Raw genomic sequence first — 10,140 nt, forward strand, 5'->3', positions numbered from 1 at the left:
CTAGTTGGGTCATCTCGCGAGTCGCGTTTTCTACGAAATATTCAACAACGTCCTGTTCACATAGCCAGTCACCACCACCAACGGTATCGTTGAAGTGATTGTCTAAGCTATCCTCATCCTTGATGACGGCAGCGGAGCCACCCTCTGCAGCTACAGTGTGAGAGCGCATTGGGTAAACTTTAGAAATAAGTGCAATTTCTAAGTCTGGGTTTGCTTCAGCAGCAGCGATGGCAGCACGTAGGCCAGCACCACCAGCACCGATTACAGCGATATCTGTGGTAATTGTCTTCACAGTTATCCTCCGGAGGTAAGACGATAAAAAATTTAACAGGTGCGCAACAGTGCACCTATCCTTGAAATCCTAGGTATATTCTATGCAACAAAATAGATAAAAAAGTTGATTTAGACGCAGCTTTCTTATGGAAATAGCCCAAAAGTATAAGGTGATTACAATAATTGTGATTTTTGTCACAAAATGTAATGTTTTATGGATGTTAATTGACCGGTTTATTTTGTGATAATTGTTTCTAGCTCATTACTTATGTGTTTCTGATTTTAATGCTAAGTCACTAATAATAAAAATAAACTAAAACAAATTAGGTAGAGCAAAGAACCTAAATGTTGATTTTATGCTGGAATGGTTAGTTTTGTGTTAGTTGTCGGTTGGTAATCAGTATGTTCTTTTGAGGTTAACTCGTAACAATTAGTTGTATTCTATTCATAACATGACGCAATTAATTAATCCGTTTTATTTCATGTGGTTATGTTTTTTGGCGTGTTGCCTGTTCTTTGCTTTGATATTATGCCTATAGATGATCTTACCTAATAAAAAGAAGGGTGTTATGTCTCAGCCTTGGCAACCAACGGCTTCTATAAAACAGCTTAAGCAACGCGCTGCTGTGCTTTCTTCCATTCGTGATTTCTTTGCTGGCAAGGAGGTTATCGAAGTCGATACGCCAGCGATGAGTCAGGCGACGGTGACCGATGTACACCTACATACTTTTCAAACAGAATTTGTAGGCCCGGGTTACGCTGGAGGGCAGACGCTGTATATGATGACCAGCCCTGAGTTTCACATGAAGCGTCTTTTATCGGCTGGAAGTGGTCCTATCTATCAGATTTGTAAGTCATTTCGTAATGAAGAATCGGGGCGATACCATAACCCTGAGTTCACGATGCTGGAATGGTATCGACCTGATTTTGATCACCATGATTTGATGAATGAAATGGATGAGCTGCTACAGCTGGTATTGCAATGTGATAAAGCTGAACGTGTGAGCTATCAGCAAGCCTTTATTCAAGAACTTGGAGTATGCCCTTTAGAAGGGACGATGGAGCAGCTTAAAGGCGTAGCACGTACGTTAGGGTTGGCTGATATCGCTGATCCTGAACAGGATCGTGATACTTTACTGCAATTATTATTCAGCATCGGTGTTGAAAATAAAATAGGGCAGCAAGTTCCTGCTTTTGTTTATGATTTTCCGGCTTCTCAAGCAGCGTTGGCACAAATAAACCCAACAGATAACCGTGTTGCAGAACGTTTTGAAGTGTATTTTAAAGGGATCGAGCTGGCGAATGGTTTTCATGAGCTAGCCAATGGTGATGAGCAACTCGTACGCTTTGAACAAGATAATATGAAGCGTATTAGCATGGGATTAAAACCACAACCTATTGATTTACATCTTATTGAAGCGTTACGTGCTGGCTTTCCTGATTGTGCGGGTGTTGCGCTGGGTATTGATCGCTTGATCATGCTTGCATTAAGGCTGGATCATATTGATCAAGTTACTGCATTTCCGATCGATATTGCCTGATTTATTAGATATTGATCTTTAGTGGTGTTGAGCTGCGTTATTGAGTCGCGATATCAACGACGAAAGCGCAGCTATTAACTGCGCTTTTTTGTCTGACGAAAGCCAGAATAATGCGGGCTTTATTTCTCTGCACTAGGCAGATAAATAGGGGGGGGAACCAGCTAGTCTTTACCAACCCTTTTGTTAGAAGGGGTCTGTTTTGAAGACTTGTTCAAAACTTTTGCTATTGCACAGCGACGAATGATTAGGATTTCAAGGTGCTTTATCGCAATAGGAAAGACTATAATCAATTCACGCCTCAAATGCAAATGGTTATCAGTTACATGTTGGGCGATTTTTACGATAACAATACAACCATACCGACATCGCAGCAGTTAGTGCCAGCCATTCGTATCCCATAATCATCCTTGTTATGTATACACACACCGATTTTATCCTGCTTTTTATTCTAAGATCAGGCGCGCATTAAGTGGTTGTAACGGACGCGCATTATTCCCCATAATCCCCTGTAATTTTTCAGTTTGTGCTTTTGAGCTGGTTTGTGGTTCTTGCATAACAAACCAACGTACGCCTTCACTACAAGGTGGTGTCGTTAGTGATCCATTAAAGCGGTAATATTCGCGATCTCTTGGCAGTAAATCTGCGGGGTTGAGTGCTTCTTTTAGCTCAATTTTTTGTCCATCACTTGGAATTGATGCTAGCAGCGTGGTGAGCTCGTTGTTACTACGAGGACCAACATCAAACATCACGGCAACAACCGCTAATTCGCCCTTGTCTGTGGCATGTACAAAGTGCGCTTCCAGTGGATATTGCTTACCCTTTAAGTAATTCTCTGAAGGGGTGTGAAAATGAAACTGTTTTAGTTCGAAGGTTTTCCCATCAACCGTTAACGTATTTTTACCAGTCAAATTAGCTTGAATGGTGTGACCATTATTCACGAGTTCAGTCACTTGGCCTTCGTAATCAAGATGCAATGGTGCCAGCTCTGCTTGGGTTGTTTGGTTAATATCAATCGGTGTTTGATTGACTCCTTCAGCACAAGTTGCGAATGACTCTCCCCAGTGTTCAGTGCCATGTTCGCCAGTATAACTCCATTCAGCAGCGTAGCTTGTCGTTGCCCATGTGGTCACCATTGCGAATGCTAGTACGTGCAGTGTTCTTTTTTTCACTGAGAGTTCCTCTTCTTCTGTAATGGGGCATCTTGCCAACAGATGTGATGTCACTTAGCCAATGTATTTAATTTAAGCAGAGATTAAGAGCTAACAACAATATCGAACAGAAAAATGTGTACTCACTTCCGCAAATTGAAATTTTATGCCCGTATAAACGAAATCAAAGTTCACAGGAATAAATACCTTTGAGCGCTTATTAATATGAAAGAACCAGACGGAAGGATAAACGAGTGAAAATGAAAGGTGAGCGAGGTAGAAAAGCGCCCAAACTATAATGAATAATTTGGGCGCTTTGAAAGTGTGTAACAGTGGTGATTTACGTTGTTATTACACCTTAAAACGAGACATATCTTGTCGCATAGCCCCAGCTGAATCACTGATTTTTTGTGCGCTTTGGCTGACTTCTTGAGTTTGATTTGCTAAATGGTCAGAGACATCTTTAATCGCCTGGGTATTACGGCTGATATCTTCGCTCACTGCGCGTTGTTCTTCTGCAGCGCTGGCAATATGGGTCGCCATGTCGGAAATTTCAGTAATCGCGTCGGTAATTTTACACAGACTCTGGTTGGCTTCTTCAGCATAGCCCACGCTTTTATCTGCAAGATCGGTACTTGCTTTCATGCTGTTCACGGCTTGGTGGGTATTCTTTTGCAAGGTATCGATCATACTACGAATTTCTTCGGTCGAATCATGGGTACGCTTACTCAATACACGTACTTCATCGGCGACCACGGCAAAGCCTCGCCCTTGCTCTCCAGCTCGTGCAGCTTCAATTGCAGCATTAAGTGCCAGCAGGTTCGTTTGCTCGGCGATACCTTGAATGGTCGACAGAATTTGGTTGATGCCTTGTGCGTTGCTTTCGAGTTCATGAATAACCGTTGCGGCTTCTTGCACTTGATTGGCTAGCATTGTAATTGCATCACGGTTTTGCCCGATAACGTGCTGACCTTCATCACAGGCATTCGTCGATGCCTGTGCGGCGGCGGCCGTCATTTCAGCATGGCTAGCCACTTCGCCCGATGTTGCCGACATTTCATGAATCGCGGTGGCGATTTGATTTACATCGTTTTGCTGCTCGGCGACTTTCTCAGAGGCCAGCATGGTTTGCTTTGATGAGGTATCGGCGTATTCACTTAAAGTGTGTGAGTGAGCGACAGCATCTTTAATCATCGCTTGTAGCTGTGATAAAAATCGATTCATGCTATCAGCAAGTTCACCGATTTCATCCATGCGTTCAATTTCAATGCGTTGTGTTAAATCACCACTGCCTTGGGCTAATTGGCTTACTGATTTATTTAAGTTATTCAGCGGGCGCAGTAAGTTATTAATGATCAGTGTCGCAATAATTGAAATGATGATGTACAGCCCTAGCGATGCCAGAACCAGGAATTTCATCTGTTCGGTAATCGAGGCGAATGCTAAGGACTTATCTTCGATGATACCCAGTGTCCAGTTTGTGCCAGCGATCGGAGTGACAAAAACCATCTTCTCGCTGTTTTCACTGTCTAGCGTGAAGGTATGAATGGCGTTGTCATTTTGCAGCTTGCGGATAAGGTCAGGTGTTAGCTCACTATCAAGCTGAGTAAGTGGTTGCTGACTTAATGCCTCATCGCGATACGCGACAATACGATTATTACCGTCAATTAAAAAAGCAAAACCGTCATGGTTTAACTCTAAATTGAGTACTTGGTCGATAATATGATTAACCGTTAAATCAGCGGCTAATACTCCCGAATTTTGCCCCCGAAATGCTTTAGCAAAACTCACGACAATACTGCCATCGAAATCTTTGTACGGGTCAGTAAGTACTAACTTGCTTTCTGAAGTCGCATCTTTATACCAAGGACGAGTGCGTGGGTCATAATCTGCTGGCCAATCTTCCGATTTATCACCGTAAGCAATACTACCATCTGAAAACCCAGCATAAACAGACAGAAAATGCCCTGCGCGTTTGGTTAATAGTAGTTCGCGATCGATATTATTTTCGCTCGCAATCAATGGTTCATTGGCTAGCATCATATCGCTGCGCGTATCTAGCCAATTACTGATGTAGCGGCTGGTAGCTTCACCAATATCTGTCATTTGACGGCTGATTTCGGTGGTCGTTTCTTGCTTTAGTTGGTTTATTGAAATCCAAGCTTGTACAGTGCTGACGGCGGCAATAATAGTCGCAATCGCTATTTGGATTTTAAACTTGATCGTATATCTCATAAAAAAATCTCTGCATGGTGTCGACAGGTAACGGTAGACGTATCGGTTTGAAAACGTCTAACGTTCTTGTCGTTATATTTATTGCAATATGAACTACTATGATTATCGGCAGAAGTGAAATATAACTTAATGATAAAAAGCAAAAACCAGTCAATATCATGAGGTGGCTGATAGGAAGTGTGATATGCAGCCAAATTTAGCAGAGCGAGTGAAACACGAGGAATCCAAACGGGGAGAAATGATTCTTCTCCCCATTATTTTAACACTTACGTAATAATGAGTGCGGCAACGTATACGATAGCCAAACCCACTAGGCCAATAATAATCCCGGTTTTTGCCATGTCTTTACTTTCAATTAAGCCTGTTGAATAAGCCAGTGAATTGGGTGGAGTAGAAACAGGTAAGATCATACCAAGTGATGCCGAGAATGCGACAACCACAAGCACACCTTGTAATCCACCGATTGATACTAAGCTTTCCATTGAAGCGGCAACCGCAGCAGCAATGGGCATCAATAAGTTGGCGGTGGCGGTGTTAGACATGAAGTTGGCCATTAACCAACAAATCATGGAGAGGGTTAATACGACGGCGATTGGCGAGAGTGAATCATAGTCGATGGAGAGAGCCAATGCTGATGCTAAGCCAGTTTTATCAAGCCCCAACCCTATCGCGATTCCCCCTGCAACTAACCACAGTACATCCCAGTTAATGAGCTTGATCTCTTCTTTGCCCATGATGCCCGTTAAGGTAAATACGGCGAGAGGAATAATCGAGACCACATAGGTATTCATGCCATGTAGTGCTGTGGTCATCCATAAAATGATAGTCATCGCGAAAGTGATATATACCACAATGGCCTGCCAGCTCTTTTGAAATGTGCCTTCCAGTTTCAGTACCATGCGTTTTTGTGTCGATGGGAATAGCTTTTGCAATAACCACCAAGCAAATGCGAGCTGTACGATGACAAAAGGTAAACCAAACATCATCCAACCTAGAAAACTAATACTGTTGTCACCGGTTAAATATTGCAGTGCGATGGCGTTAGGTGGTGTACCTATTGGGGTAGCCATGCCACCGGTATTGGCTGCAATAGGAATACATAATACTAAGGCTTTAATCCCGATATCTCCTTTAGGTACCGAGGCGACAATGGGTGCTAATAGCGCCAGCATCATAACGGTTGTTGCGGTGTTAGACATAAACATTGAGAACACGGCCGTAATCAGCATTAACCCCAGCATGATGTATCGAGGTTCTGTACCGAAAGGCTTGAGCAAAACGCGAGCGAGATTGTTATCAAGTTCATATTTAGATGCGGCAATGGCTAAAGAAAAGCCCCCCATAAAGAGAATTATGATTGGAGAAGAGAAGGCACCGAAAATATCGGTATATAGCATCACCTCGCCCATTTCATGCCCAGTTGGTGGCGTTCGGAATAAGTGCAGCCCCTTATCTGAAATCATGATCAGTTCTAAAGCAATGATCAATATAGACGTGGCAAACACGGGAACGGGCTCAAGCACCCAAAGCAAGGCTGCTAGTGCAAAAATGGCGAGAAGGCGATGTTGAATAAGGGTAAGGCCTTCGATGGGAATGGCATCGATAGGGATCATCAAAATACCGAGGGGAATCCCGAAAGCAACGAGCAGCTTTACGAACAGCGATATTGATAATCTTTCCATATGATGTATTTGCCTTTATAAAAATAATTACAAATCAGCATACTATTGGAATGCGTGAATAATCCTCGATATGGTCAATTTTTCGCATTAAAAAAGGGGCGCTAAGCGCCCCTTTTTTCTAAAACTGTTAACTTGTTACTCTTTCTCAGAGCTGTCTAACTCGGCATAAGGTTCACCCATGCGTGTTGGTTGTTCTGGTTTCATTGCTTCAACAAAACGTACCATGTCTTTCGGGAATAAATTAATTACCGTAGAACCGAGTTTGAAGCGACCCATCTCTTGGCCTTTTTTCAATACAATGGCTTGCGTACCTGTTGCAGGGTAATCCCAACGACGAACCTCTGGGCCTGTTGGTGGGGTAACTGTGCCAGCCCAAACTGTTTCTATGCTGCCGACAATCGTTGCACCTACTAGTACTTGAGCGATAGGGCCATGTGCTGTATCAAAAATACAGACGACACGCTCATTACGTGCAAATAGATTCGGTACATTTTGTGCTGTAAGTGGATTTACTGAGAATAAATCACCTGGCACGTAAATCATTTGGCGTAATGTGCCATCACACGGCATGTGTACACGGTGGTAATCACGCGGTGATAAGTAAAGCGTGGCAAAATCACCGTCAACAAATTCTTCAGCCAGTGCTTTATCACCACCTAATAATTCACAAGCATCAAAATAATGCCCTTTAGCTTGGAATAAGCGACCTTCTTTAATCGGGCCTAATTGGCTAACGCAAGCATCAGCAGGGTGGCTTATGATGCTGTCATCGTTATTAATTGGACGAGCACCTTCCTTTAGCTCTCGAACAAAAAAATTGTTAAATGTTGAATAAGCCGCTGGATCTGAGTTTCGCGCTTCAGACATGTCAACTTTGTACTGACCGATAAACCAACGAATGATCGCGGTAGTGAGCTTTCCTGCTTCTAATGACGCGAGTTTGCCTACTAAACGGGTTAAAGCATGTTTTGGGGTGCAATATTGCAGGCCAATTTTAATGTTATCAAGCACAGTGTGGTATCCAGAAAGTATCAATTAATCAACAGTCTAGTTATTCTTTTTAACATCTAGGAATAACTCGAACCGAGAATATTACCTAAAAGTCGCTAAAAAGTCAGTTAATTAGGTCTAAGTATGAGGCTTTGTTCTAAGAAGGCGTTGTTGCATTACGAATGAAGAGCTAACAGCCTCTACGATACGGTAGAGACTGTTAGGTTTTATTTAGCTTGGCTTGTTACGAGAAAACTGACGATTTGCCACGTTTTCAGACATGCTTTCGATTATTTTATGGTAGCTCTTAAAGCGTTCACGGCTGATTTTTCCTGCGTCAACGGCTTCACGAATTAAACAGCCCGGATCGTTATTGTGTTTACAATCACGGAACTTACAGCCACCTAAATACTCTCGAAACTCAATAAAGGCTTTAGTGACTTGTTCTGTATCTAAATGCCATAAACCAAATTCACGAACACCTGGTGAGTCAATAAGATCACCCCCACCTTCAAAATGGTAAAGGCGAGCAGCAGTTGTTGTGTGTTGTCCTAAACCTGAATTTGTAGAAACATCCCCGATTTCAGCTTTCACCTCTGGCATTAAGGTATTAATCATACTTGATTTACCTACACCAGATTGACCTGCAAAGATATTCACTCGATCTTTAAGGTCATTTTTTAGTTCTTCCATACCTTCACCCGTTTCAGAGCTTACATAACGCAGCTCGTAACCGACTTTTTGGTAAAGAGAAAGCGTTTTTTCCACTTGCTTGCGAACATCTGGTTCTAATAAATCGATTTTATTTAATACGATTAGAGGTTCGATGCCGACAGTCTCGGCTGCAATCAAGTAGCGATCGATAATATTGAGTGACAGCTCAGGTAAAATTGCCGAAACAATGATGATTCGGTTTACGTTTGCTGCAACAGCTTTTACGCCATCGTAGTAATCAGGACGAGTTAGTACTGATTTACGTTCGTGAACGGCTTCTACGACACCTGAAATACCATGTAATGTTTCAACACCTGGACGCCATACCACACGATCACCAGAGACTAAACTCTGAATGCTTCGACGTAGGTTACAACGATGAATAACCCCTGTTTGAGGATCTTCGACATCAGCATGTTGACCAAAACGGGTAATGACCAGACCTTCACGGGCTGATTCAAGCAGCGTTTCATCCCACTGGACTTCGGCTTTTTCGCGATTTAGTCGTTTATTTTGGTTAGAGCGTACGCGACGGCTCTGCCCTTGAGTCAGCTTTTTCTTTTTTGCCACAAGAATATCGCCAGTTTGGTTGGCTTTCAGTATAAGCCAAGTATGATACATGGTTTAGTCACAAAATAGGCAATATCGAATGACAATCAGCGATCAGAATCTTATTTGGGTTGATTTAGAGATGACTGGCTTAGATCCAGAAATCCATCAAATCATTGAAATCGCAACTATCGTGACCGATGCTCAATTGAATATTTTAGCCGAAGGTCCAGTTTTAGCTATTCATCAGTCTGAAGCTGAATTAGCGAAAATGGATGATTGGTGCACAAATACACATACTAACAGTGGTTTGGTTCAGCGTATTCGTCAAAGTACATTTACGGAAGAAGATGCGATCCGACAGACTATTGCGTTTTTAGAACAATGGGTACCGAAAGGCGCATCTCCTATTTGTGGCAACAGTATTGGTCAAGATCGTCGTTTCTTATATAAGCATATGCCTGAGCTAGAACAGTACTTTCATTACCGCTATCTAGATGTAAGCACGATTAAAGAATTAACACGACGCTGGAAACCAGAGTTACTTGATGGCTTTTCTAAGAAGGGCAGTCATCTCGCGCTTGATGATATTCATGATTCAATCGCTGAACTGCGCTACTATCGTGAGCATATTTTTACTATTTGATGGTAAAATAAGCACTTAAAGAAAAATGTGCGGATTTTTATTTAGATCTATTGCATCCGTCATTTTTCCTCGTATAATGCGCAGCCTCGAAAGGGAATAACGTGTTTGTTCCTTTTTGTGAAAATCGGACGCGGGATGGAGCAGTTTGGTAGCTCGTCGGGCTCATAACCCGAAGGTCGTTGGTTCAAATCCAGCTCCCGCAACCAATTTACTTGTTGAGAGACAAGGACCAGAGATGCGACACTAGCTCAGCTGGTAGAGCGCAACCTTGCCAAGGTTGAGGTCACGAGTTCGAGCCTCGTGTGTCGCTCCAAATTGATTTCATAGCGATAAGCTGTGAAATGATAGTTGTTACCGTACTT

At 42.6% G+C, this 10,140-nt stretch carries 8 protein-coding genes and 2 tRNA genes; 4 read left to right on the forward strand and 6 right to left on the reverse strand.

Going from position 1 to position 10,140, the window contains the following annotated elements; genetic code table 11:
• The coding region (locus C9J12_RS29050) for an FAD-binding protein (protein WP_146150133.1) at positions 1-292 on the reverse strand (292 nt) is incomplete at its 3' end.
• A gap of 550 nt (positions 293-842) precedes the next feature.
• Here C9J12_RS29050 and epmA point away from each other — a divergent pair.
• Complete coding sequence (epmA, locus tag C9J12_RS29055) at positions 843-1,814, forward strand: elongation factor P--(R)-beta-lysine ligase (RefSeq protein ID WP_107246781.1); 972 nt, start codon at positions 843-845, stop codon at positions 1,812-1,814.
• A gap of 443 nt (positions 1,815-2,257) precedes the next feature.
• On the opposite strand, the gene C9J12_RS29060 is transcribed toward epmA, so the two are convergent.
• From C9J12_RS29060 to rsgA, 5 genes are all read right to left on the reverse strand, one after another.
• Entirely contained in the window at positions 2,258-2,983 is a 726-nt protein-coding gene (locus C9J12_RS29060; RefSeq protein WP_407675710.1) for a carbonic anhydrase, read from the reverse strand.
• Between the two features lie 330 nt (positions 2,984-3,313).
• Positions 3,314-5,197, reverse strand: coding sequence for a methyl-accepting chemotaxis protein (locus tag C9J12_RS29065; RefSeq protein ID WP_107246783.1), 1,884 nt, complete (start codon positions 5,195-5,197; stop codon positions 3,314-3,316).
• A gap of 266 nt (positions 5,198-5,463) precedes the next feature.
• Positions 5,464-6,879, reverse strand: a complete 1,416-nt coding sequence (locus tag C9J12_RS29070) for an SLC13 family permease (RefSeq protein WP_107246786.1) — start codon at positions 6,877-6,879, stop codon at positions 5,464-5,466.
• A gap of 135 nt (positions 6,880-7,014) precedes the next feature.
• On the reverse strand, positions 7,015-7,890 hold the full coding sequence (gene asd, locus C9J12_RS29075) for an archaetidylserine decarboxylase (protein WP_107246789.1): 876 nt from the start codon (positions 7,888-7,890) through the stop codon (positions 7,015-7,017).
• 210 nt (positions 7,891-8,100) lie between these two features.
• Positions 8,101-9,153 carry a small ribosomal subunit biogenesis GTPase RsgA gene (gene rsgA / locus C9J12_RS29080; protein ID WP_107246793.1) on the reverse strand — a complete coding sequence of 351 codons (1,053 nt, stop codon included), beginning with the start codon at positions 9,151-9,153 and terminating at the stop codon, positions 8,101-8,103.
• Between the two features lie 79 nt (positions 9,154-9,232).
• Here rsgA and orn point away from each other — a divergent pair, with 79 nt between their 5' ends.
• From orn to C9J12_RS29095, 3 genes are all read left to right on the forward strand, one after another.
• Positions 9,233-9,778, forward strand: a complete 546-nt coding sequence (gene orn / locus C9J12_RS29085; protein ID WP_107246791.1) for an oligoribonuclease — start codon at positions 9,233-9,235, stop codon at positions 9,776-9,778.
• A gap of 129 nt (positions 9,779-9,907) precedes the next feature.
• Positions 9,908-9,984, forward strand: a tRNA-Met gene (locus C9J12_RS29090).
• A 31-nt stretch (positions 9,985-10,015) separates the two neighbouring features.
• Positions 10,016-10,091, forward strand: a tRNA-Gly gene (locus tag C9J12_RS29095).
• Positions 10,092-10,140: the final 49 nt, after the last annotated feature.

Source organism: Photobacterium frigidiphilum, assembly GCF_003025615.1.
Lineage (GTDB): Bacteria > Pseudomonadota > Gammaproteobacteria > Enterobacterales > Vibrionaceae > Photobacterium > Photobacterium frigidiphilum.

Coding starts and splice junctions, on each gene's coding strand:
- orn (WP_107246791.1), top strand. CDS start 9,233: ATGACAATCAGCGATCAGAATCTTATTTGGGTTGATTTAGAGATGACT.
- C9J12_RS29070 (WP_107246786.1), bottom strand. CDS start 6,879: ATGGAAAGATTATCAATATCGCTGTTCGTAAAGCTGCTCGTTGCTTTC.
- C9J12_RS29065 (WP_107246783.1), bottom strand. CDS start 5,197: ATGAGATATACGATCAAGTTTAAAATCCAAATAGCGATTGCGACTATT.
- epmA (WP_107246781.1), top strand. CDS start 843: ATGTCTCAGCCTTGGCAACCAACGGCTTCTATAAAACAGCTTAAGCAA.